Genomic DNA, 18,594 nt, shown 5'->3' on the forward strand with positions numbered 1-18,594 from the left:
AAGACAGTGAATCCTTACACTAAGGATTTATTTTTGATGCCACACGTTTCAGCTCATCCATTGCTTTGGTGATTTGTTGACTCGTAATGTAAGGCGCCACACCAAAGCGGAGAATATCACCACGGGCATCAGTAAAAACTCCTTTTTCCATCAGTTTTGCTCTGATTGTTCGTGCAAAAGGAGATTGTAAAGCCAGGAAGCCACCGATATTTTCGACCGGCTGCTGGTGGGCAAGTTGAATAACCTCGGTATCAAAATCTTTGTCTAAAAAAGTCTTTTGAAGCAGCTTAATCTGTTGTTGGTACTGTCTGTAAAGCACCTCTGAAGTCAGTTCCATATTTTCAAAAAATTCTACGACTTTAGCTGCCCGGAATTGAGAGGAGGAGTCGAAAGTGCCGCTGGCAAAGCGCTGGTGATCATCGGCATAAGAAACACGATGCTCTTTGGTTTTATCGAGTTCACTAAAAGAGGCAAACCACCCGGTGATAGCGGGACGCAAATCACAATCGCTGGGATACCGCAAAAAACAATTTCCTTCGCCCCACTGCAGATATTTGTAACCGCCAATAAGGACATAGCAATCCGTGAGGTTTTCGTCAGAAATAGAAAGTGGTACGACGTTGGTTCCGTGGTAATCATCAATTAAAAGTGGAATATCGTGTGAACGACTAAGTTCGGCAATTTCGGTAATATGTTGATTTACAATTCCACTGTTAAAATAAACGCGTGAAAGCATCACCGCCGACACCTGATCATCTATTTGTCTCTCAATTTGTTTAACAATATCTTCGGCATGACCATCAACAGTAACAACCTCAAGCCCCTCCTCTTTAAGACGTTTTAGCTGGCGCGACATGGAATGAAATTCGCTGTCAGTAGTAATAATTTTAGGTTTGTTCTGCAGGTCAAAACTGGATAGCCACGATACTAATAACTGATGAGTATTTTGTCCCAGGCAATACATGCCATCCGGATCCTCGTAAAAGTTGCGTAGATACCTGCGAAGTATGTCAACTTTTTCAAATGCTGCTTCCCATTTATTGTCAACGTCAGTAGCTGCTACCTCAAACGATTCCTGAAGACCTTCTTTGGCAACATCTGGCCAGGCTTGGTGAGAATGTCCGGTAAAAAGCAGTCGGTTGCTGACATCAAAATGGGAATAGTGCGGTGCCAGTTTTTGGGCAAGTTCATCAATATCGTGTGTCATTGATACAAATTTTATAGGCTGTGATTTTAAATTTCTGATCGAATTTCCCAAAGGTCGGGGAAAATGCGTTGGTGCAGCGTTTTACGTAAATATTCAACGCCGCTTGATCCGCCGGTACCCATTTTATTTCCAATGGTACGTTCCACCATTTTTACGTGCCGATAACGCCATTCCTGCATTCCCTCATCAAAATCTATTAACAACTCACAGAGCATAGCCGTTTCCTGATCGGTTTGCATGATATCGAGCAAGACTTCTTGGTTTTTTTCTGATGGATCATAGAGTAATCCATTCTTGTGTTTGCGCTCCGGCATTTCGGCATCGTAGCCCTTCTGTTGAAGGTACTCGCAAAAACATTCCCAGAGTGTAGGTTCGGCCATTCGCTCTTTCATTCGATTCACATATTGGGGTTGGTGCTCGTGAACTTTAAGGATATGCTCAGATCGATGTCCGCACAAAATCTCCACCTCGCGAAACTGCACTGATTGGAATCCGCTGGCCTCATCCAAAAATCCGCGAAAGCTCTCAAACTCCAGCGGGGTCATAGTTTCCAGGATATCAATTTGGGCAACCATTGTTTTTAGTATAGTTAAAATGCGTTTCATTGTTTTAACAGCCGCCCAGGTTCTAGCCGCTTTTAGATCATCACGAAGCTTATCCATTTCGTGTAGAATCTGCTTAAACCAGAGCTCGTAGGTTTGATGGATAATAATGAAGAGCATTTCATCGTGCTCCTCCGGTTTTGAGCGCAGTTCTTGCAGATCTAAAAGTTCATCGATTTTCAGATAGTTGCTATAGGTAAGTTTCATCCCCAATAAGTATTTTTATACATTTACACAGCAGCTAATAATAGGTAGAATTTGCATTAGTCTCTATTACAAGATGAATGGCTGTTGTATGGATCTAAAATTGCTTAGATTTGGCGCGGAATCATCAATAAAAAAATGTTTATGAGTATTTTAATTGTCGATAGTGGAGCTACAAAAACGGAATGGTGTTTGGTTAATGATCAGACCAAAACATATTTTACCGAAGGGTTGAATCCCTATTATCATACCACAGAGAGTATTGAAGAAGTTATTCGCCAAAAGTTATTGCCTGAGCTTGAGGAATCTATCGACGAGGTTTTCTTTTATGGGGCAGGGTGCGACAGCGATGAAAAAGATCAAGTAGTGAAAGAAGCGCTCGATTCCTGTTTCGCTGATTCAAATAATAATGTATATCACGATCTGCTGGGAGCAGCAAGAGCTTGTTTTCATAATGAGCCCGGTATTGCCTGTATTCTTGGAACCGGTTCCAATTCGTGCCTGTATGACGGTGAAAAAATTGTCGAACATATTCCCTCGCTGGCTTTTATTTTAGGGGATGAGGGAAGCGCGGGCTATTTCGGTAAAAAGCTGATTAATAAATATTTTCGTTTCGAGATCCCCGAGGATCTCAAGCAAGATCTCGAGCAAAACTATAATATGTCGCTCGCTCATATTACGGAGGGATTATACGACGGCGATCAGAAAAGTAGATTTATCGCTTCTTATGGGGCATTTTTGGGCGACCATGCCGACCATCCTTTTATTAAAGAAATGCTGTATGAGGGATTTGAGAGTTTTATTTCCCGCATCTTATTAAACTATACGAATGCCACGGATTACGAAGTTCGATTTATTGGATCAGTCGCATTTGCCCATCAGGATTTAATCAAAGAAATTTTGAATAAGTATAATCTTAAACCGGGTTTGTTTGTTAAGAATCCGATGGAACGACTTGTAACTTTTCACACAGATCCAACGCTCAAACAATCGTGATTGATACGCATTGCCACCTTTATCTTGATCAATTTGAAGATGATCTTGATGCGGTTTTAGATCGTGCAGCCAAAGCGGGAGTCTCGCATATTTTTTTGCCGGCCATCGATCTGGATTCGCTTCCAAAAATGGATCAGCTTCAGCATTCAGAAATTGCCTTTCATAAAATGGCAGGGATTCATCCCACCAGTGTGAATGACGGTAAAGATATCATCGAAGAAAAACTGCATGATCTCTGCAGCAGGCCAGAATATGTAGCGGTAGGTGAAACAGGATTGGATTATTATTGGAGCGAAGATTACAAATCAGAACAGCAGGAGAGCCTACAGATGCATTGCAGGGTAGCTAAAGAAGTTCAGAAGCCCATTGTGTTGCACAACCGTGAAAGTACGGGTGATCTTCTTGATATTATTGAGGAGGAGCAGGATGGCAATTTAAACGGCATCTGGCATTCCTTTACCGGTTCGGTTGAGGAAGGTAAACGGGCTGTTGATCTGGGGTTAGAGTTAGGCATCGGAGGTATATTTACGTTTAAAAATGCCGGTGTTGATAACGCAGTAGCTCAGCTGCCTATCGAACATATGATGATTGAAACCGATGCTCCCTTTCTGGCACCTGATCCCAAACGCGGAAAGCGAAACGAGCCGGCTTTTGTAAAATATACTGCCGAGCGTCTGGCCGAAGTGATGGATATGTCGCTTGACGAGTTGGAATCGGTTACGGATGAGAACGCTTTACGGTTTTTTGGAATTAGCTAATCTCCGAAAATCCCAACTCTTTAAGGATTGGAAATTGCTTGAAGTAGGTTTTAGTCAGGTGGATTTGTGCAAATTGCTGACGCAGGGGAAATTCTGCTCGTAATTTGTTGAACATCTCACCTCGTTTGTGGGGATGATTTTTGACGATTTCCGTTAGCTGTTGCTCATAGTTTTTGATAGGATGTAGTTCGATCAAAAGGGATGACAGTGAAGTAAATTCATCCGGACGCTTGTCAAAGATGATTTTTTGATCATTCGTTTCAATTTGAGGCCGTTCCAAATCAAAGTGGTCAATTAAATCATCGGCAATAAATTTTGAGGCATTTTCTTTAGCCTGTATTGAATACCCTGCGATATGAGGCGTTTTTAAGAAGGCTGCTCCAGCGGTATCCAAGTGGATGTCAGGCTCATTTTCCCAGACGTCTATAATAATATCCCGTATTTTGCCCTGTTTCATGGTGTTAAGTAACGCACGTTCATCCACTACGCCGCCACGTGCTGAATTTATGATTAGATCAAATGTTCGGCCTTCTAATTTTCTTTGGTCTAGCCAGTGATACGTTGGATATTTACCCTTTTTGTTAAGCGGAGTATGGAAAGATAAAATATCACAACTTAATGCCTCTTCAAGTGATGCTGTTGTAAAACCGGAATCACGTTGGTCGCGGGGTGGATCATATGTTACTGTTTGTAATCCTACTTTTTTTAGGATGTCGGCCACCTTTGTACCAACATGTCCAACACCAATAATGCCAACAGAAACAGTTGACAAGTCCTTATTTCGTTTTTCCGACCAGAGTAAAAGTGCCGTTGCTATGTATTCAGCAACTGATCGAGCGTTACATCCGGCGGCATCCGCAAAGTGAATATTGTGATTACCAAGGTATTGGGAATCCACATGGTCTGTTCCTGATGAACCAGTGCCGATAAAGGTTAGGTTCTTTGGAATATTTGGCAGTGTCTGTTTGTTTATGGGGATAACCGTACGAATGAGCATTGCATGAGCCTGCTCAACCTCGGACGGTAAACCTTGAGCGGGATCAAAAAGTTGCAAATTTACACTTTCAGGTAGATAAGACTGTATATTATATAGATATTGATCGGCTAAAACGTTGATCATCAATGATTTTATATAAAGAGATTAATTAATCTGAGTCACCAAAAGGCTAATTTAACAGCATTATTTTATGAGTACCAAAGGGTATAATATTGTTTCTTTAATTCGAAAAAAAAGAGACGGACATTCACTCACCAGAGATGAGATATCTTATCTGATTGACCAATATACAAAAGATGAAGTTCCTGATTATCAGATGAGCTCTTTTTTAATGGCCTCGTTTTTAAATGGAATGGATGAAGATGAAGCTTCGGCTTTGACACATTCAATGCTCCATTCGGGTCGTGTGCTTGACCTCAGCGAAATTCCAGGCAAAAAAGTAGATAAACACTCAACAGGTGGCGTGGGTGATAAATTGTCGCTGATTCTGGCTCCTATTGTTGCCAGCTATGGGGTACCCGTACCTATGATTTCCGGTCGCGGATTGGGACATACTGGTGGAACGCTTGATAAAATGGAGTCTATACCGGGCTTTAACGTAGATATGACCTTGGATCGGTATCAAAATATTTTAGCTAAGTGCAATATGGTGATGGCGGGACAGACGGAGGAGGTGGCTCCCGCAGATAAGCGCTTGTATGCTTTGCGCGATGTGACAGCCACCGTAGAATCTATTCCCTTGATAGCAGGCAGTATTATGAGTAAGAAATTGGCCGAGGGTATCGATGCTTTGGTACTGGATGTGAAATTTGGTTCCGGGGCCTTTATGAAAATGCATGAAGATGCTCAGGAACTGGCTGAAACACTCGTTGCTATCGGTGAAGATTTTGGAAAGGAAACGGTAGCTTATTTGACGAATATGAATCAGCCTCTGGGATATAAAGTTGGAAACTGGTTGGAGGTTGAAGAATCCATGGAAGGGCTACAAGGGAATGGTCCGGATGATGTGATGGAGATTACCCACATGCTGGCAGGGACCATGATCATGCTGGGCGGTAAGGCTGATATTGTAGAAGAAGGTATAGAAATGAGTCATGAAGCCGTGCAAAATGGTCAGGCTTTTGATAAATGGCTGGAGTTGACTGAAGAGCAGGGCGGAGATACCAGCGTGTTAAAAGACTTTTCGACCTATGATCACGCGGAACACTCTTTTGATTTTACAGCCAGAGAATCAGGATATATTTCCGAAATAGATGCGTATAGTATAGGTATGGCGTCGCTTGAACTGGGTGCGGGACGTAAGAGAAAGGAAGATGATATAGATCCGGCAGCTGGAATAGAACTACACCATAAAATTGGATCTAAGGTTGAAAAGGGCCAGCCGCTGATAACAGGTTACATGAATGATAAAAGTTTAGTTGAGTCATCAAAGAATTATTTAAAAGAGGCATTTACAATCAAAAATGAAGAGCCTGAAGAAACTGAGATGATTACACATCGTGTGGATCGTGAAGGCATTCATACCATCGGAGGTTAATATGATTACCCTCCAGGTGTAGCTCCACCAGTCATTAGGTAAATACCTAACGCTAGTAATACCAATGCCAAAGCGACTTTTAGTCTTTTAACTTGGATGCGTTGAGCAAAATACCAACCTGTGGCCGTACCGATTAATAGGGGAACGACTAAAATGCCGGCTAATACCCAGTCTACGGCTCCCTGTAGAGTATAGCCCACAGTTGCCATTCCCGAAATAAAGATAGATTGCACCTGTGCTAAGGCAACAGAAAGTAGCATGGGAGCCCCTAAAACAACAAGCAGGGGAACAGCCAATACGGGCCCACCTACACCCAATAATCCACCTGGCAATCCCACCGCAATGCCTACTGCTCCCATCCAAATGAGTCCTTTTGCGCTGTCAATATCGAGGCGTTTATCGGGGGCAAGCTCGTTGTATTGGCGATAGAGAATTATAAATCCGGTGACAAAGACAAAAAGTCCGAGAATTACAGCGAATGTCGCAGTGTCTAAAAGCTTATTGATTTCTGATCCGGCGTAAGCCCCGGCAATTGATGTCAGGCTAAGTACCATGGCCGCTTTTAATGCCTCTTTTCTTTTTAGTTGCCCCGATTGTAGATATCCCAGGCTACCCAATATTCCTGTTGCAATAAACATGGCACTTGCCGTTCCTGCGACCGTACCGGGATCTAGCGGGAGCAATACAAAAAGGGAAATAGTTACGAAAATTCCGCCCGGTCCAATGGTGGTGATACAGAATCCACCAATTAGGGCGATGACAATTAGCAGAACGAGTAAGGCGGTGCTAACTGATGTACCCGCAATAAAAAATGTTGTCAATAAACTCATTTTTAATATAGCACTGTTATGAAAGCATTCCGCCAAAAATAGCTTCAAGAACTCCCTGACCAGAATTAATGGCAATGTAAATCGAAAATAGTACTAAAACGACATTGGCAATATTTAGTTGCCAGTTATTGGTTTGACTTCCCATCAGGTTTTTATCATTAACCGCCCAGAAAAGTAATACTGCTGTAACGGGAAGTCCAAAAACCCCATTATAGGCTGGGAACAGGGTCACCATCTCAACAACACTTAGGCCCGTAATTTCTGAAACTAGCGGTGAAAACATCCCTATCACAATAGAACCTGCAAAAATAATTTTAAATGCTTTGCTATTTCCTTCTTTATGATCGATATCCAGTGCTTCAAGAATCATAAAGGGAATGGTCCACATAATAGGGACTATGCTATTAAAAGCTGCAGCAATGACGCCAATCAGAAAAACAATCATCGCCCATTGGCCAAGTACAATTTCGAGCGCTTCGCCCGGTGCAATAAATGAAGAAAGTTCGGTATATCCTGCGGGACGAAGAACAGCTGCTGCAACAATGATAATGGCAAGCGTGATAAGGCCGCCAACCGTATAACCCAGACTGAGATCGGTACGCATCATTTTAACATGCTTTTGGGAGTTCCACCCTTTTTGTTTTACCAAGATAGATTCCAGAAAGAAGTTAGGCCACAAGGCCGTTGTCCCCAGTATAGCAGCGCCCATCATCATGGCCCCGGTATCAGGAATGGATGGAATAAAGCCGGCCATGGTATCTACTAATGAGGGTTGGCTTGCTCCGGCTACTACAAGATAGAGGATGAGCAAAAGGAACATCATTGCCGTCATTACTTTCTCAACATAGGAGTAATTGAGAATTCCTACCAATATGGCACAGATGCCGGTAACGATAGCGAGGGGTTGCCAGGAGACAGCTCCGCCGGAAAGAATCTCAAAACTCTTTCCTACAGCTGCTGTTAAGCCCAAGGTCCATGCAATACATCCAATAGATAAGAAAAGTGCTATGGTTAGAGCTCCTTTTTTTCCAAGTTTTTGACGGATGAATGACATGAGCGTATCACCAAAAATACCCAGACGTGCACTCATGTCTTGAGCCATAAAGCCTAATAATACAGCCCCAATAACGGCCCAAATGAGTACATAGCCGTATTCAACGCCTGCTTGACTAGCGATAAAAATTGACCCTGAACCGAAATAACTGGCTACCATAATGAATGATAAACCGTATTTATCAAAGAAATTTACAAATAGTTCTTTCATGTACTGTGATTATCAGTTTAAATCTGTTAAAAAAAGAGTTCTAATTTTTTGATCGATTATGTTGGTAGAAAGGTAGGATATTAAAAATAGGCAATGGCCAACTTTTAGCTTGATATAGGTAGTAATGCTTTTACTACTTAAATATCTGATTAAAAGTCATTTATAGCGTATAAGCCTATCTTTTGGGCAGGGGAAATATAGTTATCTTATTAGGTATAATAAACTAAAATAGCCGTATAAAATATTTCTATAATTACTAGTAAAAAGCTATACGAAGCAAGGAATATGAAATAGGCTGCAATTTTTTAAAATTCTTATAACATTTCTCTATCCTTTACGTAAGTTCAAAATGATACATTTAATACATAATATCAGGTATATTACAAGTTAATCTAGTAGTAGGGCAGGGCAAAATTTAATAAAACCAATAATACTATGTTTAAAAGATTTGTACGAGCAATCAAGTCGCTATTTGGTGGGTTCGTGAGTTCAATGGAAGACCCAAAACTTATTCTGGAACAGAACATCCGGGATCTTAATGATCAGATTCCCCAGATGAATGAAAATATCGCTACGGTAAAAGCGAATAAAATTATGCTCCAGAAAGAGGTGAATAAGCTGGAGAAAAAGATTAAGGATTTAACGGCTAAGATAAAGTCTGCTATCCAGGCCGATCGCGACGATATCGCCGAAGGATATGCCATGCAGCTTGAGAAGGCCAAGGAAAACCTGGAGACTTCAAAAGAGCAGTTAAAATTTGCTGAACAGGCTTATGAAAAAGCGTTAAAGGTAAAAAAAGCATTTATGCGCGAAAAGGATCGTAAGATTCAAGAAGCAAAAGAAGCGATGCGTGCTAGTGAACGTGCTGAATGGCAGGGTAGAATTGCCGATGCGCTGGAGCAATTTGAAACTGGTGGGCTCGATCAGACACATGATGAGATGGTTAATCGGCTTAATGAACAAACGGCTAAGAACGAAGCCCGTATGGAAGTGGCTTTGGACAGTGTTGACACGGAAACGATGGAAATCGAAGCCAATGCGGAGAAGCTGCGCGCCCATGAGCTGGTAGAGCAATTTAAGGCCGAAATGGGTAAGGTAGATACCTCCGAAAAAGAAAAGAGTGTAGGTTCGTCTGATGGTGATAAAGAGATTGAAATTGATGAGCAAACATCGGAAAAGCAACAGGATAAAACGATTGGTAATAAAGAACAGTCTAAATCCTAATCAATGATGTTGAGCCATGGCTAACGATAGCAGAAGTGAGCGGGAACGTCTCAAAGAAGAATACAAGGAGCACTATCGCAAGATGCGCGAAATAAAAGAACGCGCATCACGAGCCAAGCGTACGCAGAATATTGTCGGTGCGCTTAAAAGTATGGATAAAACAGAAATGCTGAACTCTTTTGATGACTTTCTCTATTCGGTAAAGCATAAGTTGGCCTCGGTCGAGGCCCGGCTTGATTTGGCCATGGATAGCCTCGCAGATGAAAGTGAGGATACTATAAGTCAGCAAGAAATGGACGAGGAGATGAGGAAGTCCAAAGCAAAAGATACCCTTCGTCAAGTAAAAATGGAGATGGGACTTTTGTATAATGAGATCGAAGAACAGGCAAATAACATCAAGGTTAATAAAACGATCGGCAGGGATTCTACAGCACTTTCTGACAGATCTGACAATGAATATGAAGAAGAGTAAGCGATTATGAGTGATGATAAATCCATAAATTTTACGCGCGAAGCATTTTTACATCCCATTAATTTAGGAGTACTGCTTATTGCCGCAATTTCTGCTTTTGCAATGAGCGGCATGGGATTAATTTCGAGCCTGATTCTTACGATGACATTCGGTGTGGAGCTTATGTACTTGGGTATTGTTCCGCGTTTGCCCCGATTCCGAAAAAATATAAAGCTGAAAAAAGTGCGGGAACAAAATCCTGCAGCAAAGGAAAAATCTACCTTCCAGGAACTTGATAAAAAAAGTCAGAAACGCTTTTTGGTGTTAAAACACCTTGCGAAATTAATTAAGGAGAATTTTGATAAGCTTCCGTATAGTTCACAGGGATTATTGGAAAATATCCGCGATAAGATTAAAGAACTTCTTTCGAATTATCTTACCTTGCTGGATCTCCACAAGCGGTATCGTTTATATATGGATACCTCGGTAGAAGAAAGCCTGAAACAGGAGGTTCAAAAAGAGGAACGCGAGATGCAGAACATGGATTCGGAACGATTGAAAAGAACGACAGCCCGGCGCGTAGGTATTTTAAAAAAGCGGCTCAAAAAGTTTGAGGTAGCCAAGGAAAAATATCTCATCTGCGAAACACATCTTGAAACGATAGAAGATGCCATCAGATATATTTATGAGCAATCCATGACGATGAGTAATCCCGAAGAAATTGGATTCCAGCTCGATAATCTTCTTGAGGAAGTTGAGGAAACATCGCAGCTAATTGATGATTTAGATGGAGATATTTTACCCTATAGTTCCGATCTTGACGATATTGATTTAGATTCTGATTTTTTAGAAATCGAAGATGAACTAAAACAGGAAAAAGAAGTCGACTCGAAGGTTGATGCTTCAAGTCGAGTTAAGGAATAAAGTATTTATGAGTAAATCGTTTAGTACTATTACGCTTGAAACCGACGACAAGGGAATAACTACTGTTACTATTAATCGCCCTAAAAAACTGAATGCCTTAAATGACGAAGTGTTAAATGAGCTTGCCGATGTTTTTAAGGATATTCAAATAGATGAAGCAATAAATGCCATTATTGTGAAGGGAGCCGGAGACAAGGCTTTTGTAGCTGGAGCTGATATTAAAGAGCTTCGCGAGTTGGATAATCGATCTGGAAGAATGGCCTCTCAAAAGGGACAACAGATTTTTCAACTTATCGAGGATACCCGCAAACCGGTTATTGCGGCCGTAAATGGATATGCATTAGGCGGTGGGGCAGAGTTGGCTATGGCGTGCCACTTGCGCATAGCTGGTGAGAATGCGGTATTTGGGTTGCCTGAAGTTGGATTAGGACTGATTCCGGGCTACGGCGGTACGCAACGCTTGCCCGGGTTAATAGGGAAGGCTCGTGCCTTGGAAATGATTTTAACCGGAAAACAGATAAAAGCCGAAGAGGCCCACCAGCTGGGTTTGGTTAACGAAGTAAGTTCAGATCCCGTAAAAGCTTCAAAAGAGCTGTTACATAATATTCTGAAAAACGGTCCCCTTGCTGTCAGAAATGCTATTAAAGCTGTTTATCATTCTGACCACCGTTCCGGCTATCAGGTAGAAGCGGATGTGTTTGGTGAACTTTGCGAAACCGAAGATTCTATGGAAGGAACGTCAGCATTTCTCGAAAAACGAAAACCTGAGTTTAAGGGGAAATAATTACGTAGAATACTGTATCTCTTTCGAGATTTCCTGTAATTTATTTCAGTAAATTAATCTGTATAATACCTGGCAGTAAGCTAAGGTACACAAGAAACTATAGTGATCGAATTACTCCTTATAATATTTACCATTATTCTCAGTGGATTTTTTTCGGGATCCGAAATAGCTTTTGTCAGCTCCAATAGACTAAAGCTGGAGATAGAGTCCCGAAAAGGCTCATGGACGGGGCGAATTGTAAATGATTTTATCCATAATCCGGAAACCTTTTTAACCACTACATTAGTAGGTAATAATGTAGTTAATGTAGTGTATGCTACGTTGATGACGATTTTCTTGGTGGGCCCCATCACCGAAATTTATCAAAGCTGGGTGGGAGCAATGCCATCCGAAGCGCTTGTTTTAGTGATTCAGACGGTGATTGCCTCCGTAGTGATTATGCTTTTTGGTGAAATAATTCCCAAGGCCCTGTTTCGCATAAATGCTGATTGGTGGATGAAAATAATTGCCATTCCCCAAAAAGTGTGTAACCATCTGTTTAAACCACTTATCTTTGTAGCTGATAAATCCTCGGATTTAATTATTAAGCTTATCAATCCCGAAGTTGATCGCTCGGGCAAAGTTTTTCGACGTGAAGATGTAGAGCTGATATTTCAAGAGCTGCGTGATAGCGGGGGACATGATCTGGATAAAGATGATTCTGAAATCCTTCACAATGTGCTTGAGCTTTCGAATAAGCGGGTGAAGGAATCGATGATACCGCGTACTGATATAGTGGCCGTTGAAAAAAATACCAGCATCGACGAAACCTTAAAGCTTTTTATCTCTTCAGGATTTTCAAAGCTTCCCGTTTACCAGGAATCTATTGACGATATCATTGGAGTTATCTTTGCTTACGATCTGTTTAGCAATCCCGATAGCTTGTCAGAAATAATACGTCCCATTAAGTTGGTGCCCGCATCACAAAAGTCGAAAGATCTGCTTTCAGAATTTCGCAGCTCAAATATTTCGGTGGCTATCGTTATCGATGAATATGGAGGTACGGCCGGAATGATTACCATTGAAGATCTTTTAGAGGAGGTTGTCGGTGATATTCAGGATGAATACGATACTGAGGATCGAATCCTGAAAAAGATATCCGGCAATAGTTATATTTTGAGTGGCGGGGTCGAGATTGAGGATCTGCTTCAGAAATTTCCTGAGATTGATCTTCCGGAGGAATCCACTGAATATGAAACGATAGCCGGGTATATTATTAATGAATTGGGGCGTATTCCCAAAGTGAATGAAGAGCTTTTGATTGACGGTAAGAAGATTATTATTAGTAAAGCAACACCAAGCCGTATTGAGACCGTTAAAGTAATTGTGATGGATCAACTCTGATCATTTCTATCAAATACATACAACATTTATGTTTGATCATTATCCCAGTTGGGCTCAGGAGTTTGCCCAGAAATATTTAAGTCGTACGATTAATCAGTTTATCCTGCATGGAAATGTACACGATTTGGTTCCACTCCAGCGCAAAGAGCAAACAGATTTTGTTCGCCTAAAATCGTTTTTGTCAGAAGAGTTTTTCGGCGCGCGTGACTATGTTATTTTCTATGATCGCTCATCGGGTATTTACTTTCGGGATGGGGAGTCGAAAAAAGATTTCAACCGTGCGTTGTCGGGCCGCGATTCATTGATGGGAACGGATTACGCCAATAAGATGCCCAAGGATCCCGTGCGGGTGTTTTCGTTGTTGGAGCAGTATTTTCGAGTTCGTATTGACGATAAAAAGAGTATTGCCCTGATCATTGATTATGCAGATACCATCGTGCCTATGAACGAAGCTGGCACCAGTGGATCTGAAGATCGTACGTCAATGGTTTATTTGTCACGATGGGCGCATGATCCCATGTTTTTAGCGGCTGATTTTACCACAGTATTACTGACCGAAAATCTCGCAGATCTAAATAAAACGCTGGTACAAAATCCATACACGACGGATATTAAAATCAATATTCCTGATGAGCAGCAGCGCCGGCAGTTTATCGATTTTGAATCTTCAGATGAAGAATTCCAGGCATTTTCAAATGTAAACGAGAAAGTAGTTGCTCAGCAAACGGCCGGACTCAATTTCATTAATCTTCGTAGTATTCTTTCCAATGCCCGGGAGAATAATGAGAAAATTACCCATAATCGACTAAGCGAAGCAAAGAAAGAGCTAATCGAGGCCGAGGCGTATGGACTTTTGGAATTTGTGGAAACGGAATATACGCTCGAAAACGTGGCGGGACATATCAAGGTCAAAGAGCATCTTCGGCACGCTGTTAAAGCCTTAAAATCTGGGCGACAGGATGTGCTTCCTATGGGTTACCTTGTTTGCGGACCCGTTGGTACGGGCAAAACTTTTTTGGTGACCTGTTTTGCAAGCGAGGTCGGTATCCCGATGGTGAAGCTTAAAAACTTTCGGAGCCAGTGGCAGGGTGTGACTGAAGGAAATCTGGAGAAAATTCTCGGGCTGCTCAAAGCGATGGCCCCGGTTGCAGTGATGATTGATGAAGCCGATGCCTACCTTGGTGATCGCGATGCAAGCGGTGACAGTGGTGTTTCTAGTCGCGTATTTTCGCAGATCGCTACCTTTATGAGTGATACCCGGAATCGAGGTGAAATTATATGGTTTTTAATGACTGCGCGGCCTGATCTTATGCCAGTAGATCTTAAACGCCAGGGACGAGCCGAAGAACACCTGGCATTGTTTCCACCGCACACCAAAGAAGAAAGAGTGGACTTATTCAATGCTATGAAAAAGAAAACAGGCCTGCAGCTTACCGAAGAATACATGCCGCAGGTTATAGAGCAGGGACTCAAATCATTTTCTGGGGCCGATATGGAAGCTGCCCTTACGCGTGCAAAGTTCCGTGCAGCTGCGCAGGATATGGATAAGGTTACCCCCGAAATTTTAGATTTAGCCCTTAACGATTTTCTACCGCCAACCTATCCCGAGGAGATTGAGTTGCAAACGCTCAGTGCCGTTATCGAATGCACTTCCAAAGAATTATTGCCGGAGCGATACCAGGAAATGGACCGAGGCGAAATTCTTAGTAAAATCGAAGAATTGAAATATCGTATCGGCTAATTAGAGCTAAAAAAGATTATTATTATCCTGATAAGATTTGGCGAGCAATTTTTGGGATGCTGTTATATATGGAAAACTGATCACAGCGAAAATTCGTCCAATTCACTGAATTTTTCTTCTAATTCTTCTTTCATTAAAGTACCGAATCTGAAATTCTAAGAGTTCTCTTATTCAACCGAAATATAATCCGATGTCCGACAAACTCAATTCCATACGTATATTACTCGATAAAACTGATAAGAAGATCGTCGAGGCTTTGGCCAAGCGGCAGGAATTAGTTCGTGAAATTTCGGAACTAAAAATCAATGATGAGTCCGATATAAGAGATATTGAAAGGGAAGAAGAACTGCTGTCAAAAATAACAACATTAGCTCGCGAAGCCGGCCTTGATCGTTACTTTGCCGAGCAGTTGTTTAAGGATATTATCCATCATTCTGTACGTTTTCAGACTCATTCACTGGTTGATCATCAGAATGTTGAAAAAGAGGCCGATGTTGTTCAAATAGCGTACCAGGGAACCGACGGGGCCTTCAGTCACCAAGCTGCATTCCGTCATTTTGAAGAGCGCTATGATAAGGTTGAATGTTTCGGCTATGATACATTTCGTCAGGCTGCCGAAGCTGTAAAGGAGGAAAAGGTGGATTACGCTATTTTGCCCATCGAAAATACGACAGCCGGTTCCATCAATGAAACCTATGATCTTCTAGCGGATGATGATCTGCATATTGTCGGTGAAGAAGCGATTCGCATTATTCATTGTTTGTTAGCTTTGGAGGATATTCCCGTTGATCGCATCCGACGAATTATGTCTCATCCGCAGGCTATAGCGCAGTGCAGTAACTTTCTGGCGAAGCTTCACGACTGCCGGGTTGAATCCTATATCGATACGGCGATGGCGGCAAAGAAAGTGCTTGAGGACGGTGATTTATCTCAGGCTGCTATTGCCGGAAGTTACGCGGCAGATATTTACGGACTTAAAATATTAAAGCGCGATTTAGCCAATCAATCCGAAAACTTTACCCGTTTTGTGGTGGTTGCACGTCAGCCGGTGGACGTTGATCCACAAATTCCATGCAAGACATCGTTATTGATGGTGACAACGCATGAACAGGGAGCACTAGTCGGGTGTTTGAATATTATAGCAGATCATGATATTGACATGACTAAGCTCGAATCGCGTCCCAAGCCCAACGAACCGTGGAAATACCAGTTTTATCTGGATATCAAAGGAAATATTGCCAACGCGGAGGTCCAAGTGGCACTTCAGGAATTAGAACAAGAAGCTAGTTCGCTGAAGGTGCTCGGATGCTATCCCGCCCAAGTGGGAACCCCGAATGAATGATGAACTGTTATTGAGGCTGGCCTTCTTCTTTGAATACTTCGATTAAGAATGCAATATGATCGTTGAGATCAGTATCAATTAATTGGGCTGCTTTTTTGATATCATCACGCGGTACATCCGCCGCAAAACTACTGTCTTTAAGTTTTTTGGTAACAGATTTTACCCGCATATCTGCGAATCCATTGGGACGAACCAGAGAAACCGCGTTCATAAATCCGGAAAGTTCGTCGCAGGCAAACAGATACCGCTCTATTTCAGTTTCCGGTTCTCGTCCGGTACGTTCAGGTGCATGAGCTTCAATCGCGTTAATGATTGCTTCGGGATAACCTTCTTCAGGAAGGATCTCTTCTACGGCTTTTTTGGGGTGCTCTTCAGGATACTTTTCCCAGTCCAGATCGTGTAGCAGACCGGCTGTCCACCACGCTTCAATCTCTTCGTGAAATTTATCCAGTTTACGGGCATAAGCCTCCATAGCCCTGGCCACCATATGGCAGTGATGCCTGAGGTTTTCGTTTTCAATATACTGTTGCAGTAACTCTACAGATTCATCTCGTTTTTTCATGGTATCACTCTTTTAGGTTCACGGTTTTGATCACATTACCACAGATTAATTAATTGGGGTAGAAGTTCAGAATCAAATAGAGGGTTTCGTTAACTGGAGAAATTTACTGTATACTGCGATCTTTCCAATCTTGATAAAATCGAATAAGATTTGATACAGAATAGATCAGTAGAAAGGTGGCAATTAGGTAGGCCACCGAATCGGGATTTGCAACGATCAGTAAAGCTATAATTAGCGTAAGAGCACCCACGATGGAAAATTGAAATCCAAATAGCAGGATAAAGCCAAAAAGCCCTAAAAAGGCTGCAAACGTCACGGGAATAAGTTCAGGAAAAATAAAGATAAGTATTCCTGTGACTATTGGAATTGCCGATACTGTGGACGAAACTCGGAAGGCTATAAATAACAATCCTAATGCAACGAGGTAACCGCCCGCAATCAGGTAAAGAAAATTCGGATAAATGAGCGTGAGACATCCGGTAGCTAGTGCCAGCAGGGCGTTTAGAATTTGTCGCTCCCGTGTTCTGTAATCAATTTGAATACGATATTGCTCAAGCATAATGACTGAAAAAGTTAAATAGATTTATCTAATTGGAGTACAAAAGGATTGATTCAAATTAGGTTTAAAATGCTAGAAAAATTAAATGTAAAGAAGGGAATTATTACGATATTCCCATAATTAATCATTCATCAAATCAAGCGGATCTTCGGCACTGCCTACAATTGTTTCAATGGCATCAGTTAGAGTGACAAGACCAATTACACTACCATTTTCTTGTACAAGCGCCAGCTCATGATTTTTTTGCTGAAAATGGTCAATTAGCTTACTAACCGAAAGATCTGGCTGAACAGTCATTTTAGGCCAGTCAAAATCGTCAAGTTCCTTTTCTCCGCTCATTAGGCTTTCTGTGTTAGCCGTTATTTGTGGGGTATATAGTATGCCCTTGAAGTCATCAAGTGTATTGCCCACCAGAGGGTATCGTGCATGCATATGGTTGTGAATGGTATTCAGGTTTTCGCGGAATGATTTTTCAGTACTAAGGCTGATAATATCTTTTCGTGGAACCATAATTTCTTTTACAGTAATATCATCAATATCGAGTGCATTGATAACCTCTTCAAGACGATCATCTGATACTCCTTCTTTTTTCTTTAAGAGGTTAACCATCTCGGAACGGATATCACCGGAAGAAGCGTCTTCTTTAAGCCAGGCACGACCTATTTCAATGCCAAAAAGTTTTAACGTTGCTTTTGTTACCCGATCCCCAAATAATAGAACCGGATAAATGATGTAGGTCCACCAGTAGAGTGGTAAAGAAGAATAACGTGCTACCGTTTTGGCTCGCTCTACACCCAGGTAGGTGGGGGCTTGTTCGCCCCAGATTGTATGAACGAGATTAATAATTGTAACTGATATTACGATCGAAATAGTATGGGAAGAGAAGGAGCCGATTGTTCCTGCGGGCATAAGTAATTCAATTATTTCAGTTACGGCCGGCTCAGCGATAACTCCCAGTAGAATACTAGTGGTAGTAATACCTATTTGGCACGAGGTGAGATAAATTTCAAGTGTTTCGGTCATTTTCCAGGCACGGTTGAGACCGGCACTGTCTTCCAGTTCTTCACGATCGTATTGACGAAGACGTGTCAGTGCAAATTCAGCAGCTACGTAAAATGCATTAAGAAGAAGGAGAATTACACCACCGAGTAATCGTAAATACAGCTCCATAAAATCAGATTATTGTTGTTAAATAGTAACGATTGGCTACGAATATATTATGAGATACA

Annotated in this window: 18 protein-coding genes; 10 read left to right on the top strand and 8 right to left on the bottom strand. The window is 41.8% G+C overall.

Features of this window, described 5'->3' with window-relative positions; translation table 11 throughout:
- Nucleotides 1-19 precede the first annotated feature (19 nt).
- Both U5J89_RS04115 and U5J89_RS04120 read right to left on the bottom strand, forming a co-directional pair.
- Complete coding sequence (locus U5J89_RS04115) at nt 20-1,207, bottom strand: aminotransferase class V-fold PLP-dependent enzyme (protein ID WP_322574338.1); 1,188 nt, start codon at nt 1,205-1,207, stop codon at nt 20-22.
- A gap of 26 nt (nt 1,208-1,233) precedes the next feature.
- Nucleotides 1,234-2,016 carry a tryptophan 2,3-dioxygenase gene (locus tag U5J89_RS04120; RefSeq protein ID WP_322574339.1) on the bottom strand — a complete coding sequence of 261 codons (783 nt, stop codon included), beginning with the start codon at nt 2,014-2,016 and terminating at the stop codon, nt 1,234-1,236.
- 141 nt (nt 2,017-2,157) lie between these two features.
- On the opposite strand from U5J89_RS04120, the gene U5J89_RS04125 reads away from it, so the two are divergent.
- Together U5J89_RS04125 and U5J89_RS04130 are read left to right on the top strand one after the other, a co-directional pair.
- Entirely contained in the window at nt 2,158-3,009 is an 852-nt protein-coding gene (locus U5J89_RS04125) for a BadF/BadG/BcrA/BcrD ATPase family protein (protein ID WP_322574340.1), read from the top strand.
- Entirely contained in the window at nt 3,006-3,767 is a 762-nt protein-coding gene (locus U5J89_RS04130; RefSeq protein WP_322574341.1) for a TatD family hydrolase, read from the top strand. Before U5J89_RS04125 ends, U5J89_RS04130 begins: the two co-directional genes overlap by 4 nt.
- Here U5J89_RS04130 and U5J89_RS04135 read toward each other — a convergent pair.
- On the bottom strand, nt 3,760-4,887 hold the full coding sequence (locus U5J89_RS04135) for a 4-phosphoerythronate dehydrogenase (RefSeq protein WP_322574342.1): 1,128 nt from the start codon (nt 4,885-4,887) through the stop codon (nt 3,760-3,762). The genes U5J89_RS04130 and U5J89_RS04135 overlap by 8 nt on opposite strands.
- 67 nt (nt 4,888-4,954) lie before the next feature.
- Between U5J89_RS04135 and U5J89_RS04140 the strand changes: the two genes are divergently transcribed.
- On the top strand, nt 4,955-6,301 hold the full coding sequence (locus tag U5J89_RS04140; RefSeq protein ID WP_322574343.1) for a thymidine phosphorylase: 1,347 nt from the start codon (nt 4,955-4,957) through the stop codon (nt 6,299-6,301).
- A gap of 5 nt (nt 6,302-6,306) precedes the next feature.
- Here U5J89_RS04140 and U5J89_RS04145 read toward each other — a convergent pair whose 3' ends face one another.
- Together U5J89_RS04145 and U5J89_RS04150 are read right to left on the bottom strand one after the other, a co-directional pair.
- Nucleotides 6,307-7,131, bottom strand: a complete 825-nt coding sequence (locus U5J89_RS04145; RefSeq protein WP_322574344.1) for a sulfite exporter TauE/SafE family protein — start codon at nt 7,129-7,131, stop codon at nt 6,307-6,309.
- Between the two features lie 16 nt (nt 7,132-7,147).
- A complete protein-coding gene (locus U5J89_RS04150; protein ID WP_322574345.1) occupies nt 7,148-8,395 on the bottom strand; it encodes an Nramp family divalent metal transporter in 1,248 nt (415 codons plus the stop codon).
- A gap of 435 nt (nt 8,396-8,830) precedes the next feature.
- On the opposite strand from U5J89_RS04150, the gene U5J89_RS04155 reads away from it, so the two are divergent.
- The 7 genes from U5J89_RS04155 to pheA all read left to right on the top strand — a co-directional run bounded on the left by U5J89_RS04155 (nt 8,831) and on the right by pheA (nt 16,244).
- On the top strand, nt 8,831-9,619 hold the full coding sequence (locus U5J89_RS04155; protein ID WP_322574346.1) for a PspA/IM30 family protein: 789 nt from the start codon (nt 8,831-8,833) through the stop codon (nt 9,617-9,619).
- 16 nt (nt 9,620-9,635) lie between these two features.
- On the top strand, nt 9,636-10,091 hold the full coding sequence (locus U5J89_RS04160) for a hypothetical protein (RefSeq protein ID WP_322574347.1): 456 nt from the start codon (nt 9,636-9,638) through the stop codon (nt 10,089-10,091).
- 6 nt (nt 10,092-10,097) lie between these two features.
- Nucleotides 10,098-10,994 carry a hypothetical protein gene (locus U5J89_RS04165; RefSeq protein WP_322574348.1) on the top strand — a complete coding sequence of 299 codons (897 nt, stop codon included), beginning with the start codon at nt 10,098-10,100 and terminating at the stop codon, nt 10,992-10,994.
- Nucleotides 10,995-11,001: 7 nt separating this feature from the next.
- The gene (locus U5J89_RS04170) at nt 11,002-11,778 is read left to right on the top strand and encodes an enoyl-CoA hydratase/isomerase family protein (protein ID WP_322574349.1); all 777 of its coding nucleotides are present in this window, start codon (nt 11,002-11,004) and stop codon (nt 11,776-11,778) included.
- Nucleotides 11,779-11,880: 102 nt separating this feature from the next.
- Nucleotides 11,881-13,161, top strand: a complete 1,281-nt coding sequence (locus U5J89_RS04175; RefSeq protein WP_322574350.1) for a hemolysin family protein — start codon at nt 11,881-11,883, stop codon at nt 13,159-13,161.
- A 28-nt stretch (nt 13,162-13,189) separates the two neighbouring features.
- Nucleotides 13,190-14,902 (top strand): ATP-binding protein, encoded by a 1,713-nt coding sequence (locus tag U5J89_RS04180; RefSeq protein ID WP_322574351.1) that lies wholly within the window; start codon nt 13,190-13,192, stop codon nt 14,900-14,902.
- Between the two features lie 190 nt (nt 14,903-15,092).
- Nucleotides 15,093-16,244 carry a prephenate dehydratase gene (gene pheA, locus U5J89_RS04185; protein WP_322574352.1) on the top strand — a complete coding sequence of 384 codons (1,152 nt, stop codon included), beginning with the start codon at nt 15,093-15,095 and terminating at the stop codon, nt 16,242-16,244.
- Nucleotides 16,245-16,251: 7 nt separating this feature from the next.
- Here pheA and U5J89_RS04190 read toward each other — a convergent pair whose 3' ends face one another.
- From U5J89_RS04190 to U5J89_RS04200, 3 genes are all read right to left on the bottom strand, one after another.
- The gene (locus U5J89_RS04190; protein ID WP_322574353.1) at nt 16,252-16,806 is read right to left on the bottom strand and encodes an HDIG domain-containing metalloprotein; all 555 of its coding nucleotides are present in this window, start codon (nt 16,804-16,806) and stop codon (nt 16,252-16,254) included.
- A 103-nt stretch (nt 16,807-16,909) separates the two neighbouring features.
- Nucleotides 16,910-17,365, bottom strand: coding sequence for a hypothetical protein (locus U5J89_RS04195; RefSeq protein WP_322574354.1), 456 nt, complete (start codon nt 17,363-17,365; stop codon nt 16,910-16,912).
- A 120-nt stretch (nt 17,366-17,485) separates the two neighbouring features.
- Nucleotides 17,486-18,535, bottom strand: a complete 1,050-nt coding sequence (locus tag U5J89_RS04200; protein WP_322574355.1) for a CNNM domain-containing protein — start codon at nt 18,533-18,535, stop codon at nt 17,486-17,488.
- Nucleotides 18,536-18,594 lie beyond the last annotated feature (59 nt).

The sequence above is a fragment of the Fodinibius sp. genome, from assembly GCF_034521915.1.
Taxonomy (GTDB): Bacteria; Bacteroidota; Rhodothermia; order Balneolales; family Balneolaceae; genus Fodinibius.

Bases quoted from the DNA above. Each gene is read 5' to 3' on its own strand.
- U5J89_RS04115 (WP_322574338.1), bottom strand. From the start codon at position 1,207: ATGACACACGATATTGATGAACTTGCCCAAAAACTGGCACCGCACTAT.
- U5J89_RS04120 (WP_322574339.1), bottom strand. From the start codon at position 2,016: ATGAAACTTACCTATAGCAACTATCTGAAAATCGATGAACTTTTAGAT.
- U5J89_RS04125 (WP_322574340.1), top strand. From the start codon at position 2,158: ATGAGTATTTTAATTGTCGATAGTGGAGCTACAAAAACGGAATGGTGT.
- U5J89_RS04135 (WP_322574342.1), bottom strand. From the start codon at position 4,887: ATGATCAACGTTTTAGCCGATCAATATCTATATAATATACAGTCTTAT.
- U5J89_RS04140 (WP_322574343.1), top strand. From the start codon at position 4,955: ATGAGTACCAAAGGGTATAATATTGTTTCTTTAATTCGAAAAAAAAGA.
- U5J89_RS04145 (WP_322574344.1), bottom strand. From the start codon at position 7,131: ATGAGTTTATTGACAACATTTTTTATTGCGGGTACATCAGTTAGCACC.
- U5J89_RS04150 (WP_322574345.1), bottom strand. From the start codon at position 8,395: ATGAAAGAACTATTTGTAAATTTCTTTGATAAATACGGTTTATCATTC.
- U5J89_RS04155 (WP_322574346.1), top strand. From the start codon at position 8,831: ATGTTTAAAAGATTTGTACGAGCAATCAAGTCGCTATTTGGTGGGTTC.
- U5J89_RS04160 (WP_322574347.1), top strand. From the start codon at position 9,636: ATGGCTAACGATAGCAGAAGTGAGCGGGAACGTCTCAAAGAAGAATAC.
- U5J89_RS04165 (WP_322574348.1), top strand. From the start codon at position 10,098: ATGAGTGATGATAAATCCATAAATTTTACGCGCGAAGCATTTTTACAT.
- U5J89_RS04170 (WP_322574349.1), top strand. From the start codon at position 11,002: ATGAGTAAATCGTTTAGTACTATTACGCTTGAAACCGACGACAAGGGA.
- U5J89_RS04180 (WP_322574351.1), top strand. From the start codon at position 13,190: ATGTTTGATCATTATCCCAGTTGGGCTCAGGAGTTTGCCCAGAAATAT.
- pheA (WP_322574352.1), top strand. From the start codon at position 15,093: ATGTCCGACAAACTCAATTCCATACGTATATTACTCGATAAAACTGAT.
- U5J89_RS04190 (WP_322574353.1), bottom strand. From the start codon at position 16,806: ATGAAAAAACGAGATGAATCTGTAGAGTTACTGCAACAGTATATTGAA.
- U5J89_RS04195 (WP_322574354.1), bottom strand. From the start codon at position 17,365: ATGCTTGAGCAATATCGTATTCAAATTGATTACAGAACACGGGAGCGA.
- U5J89_RS04200 (WP_322574355.1), bottom strand. From the start codon at position 18,535: ATGGAGCTGTATTTACGATTACTCGGTGGTGTAATTCTCCTTCTTCTT.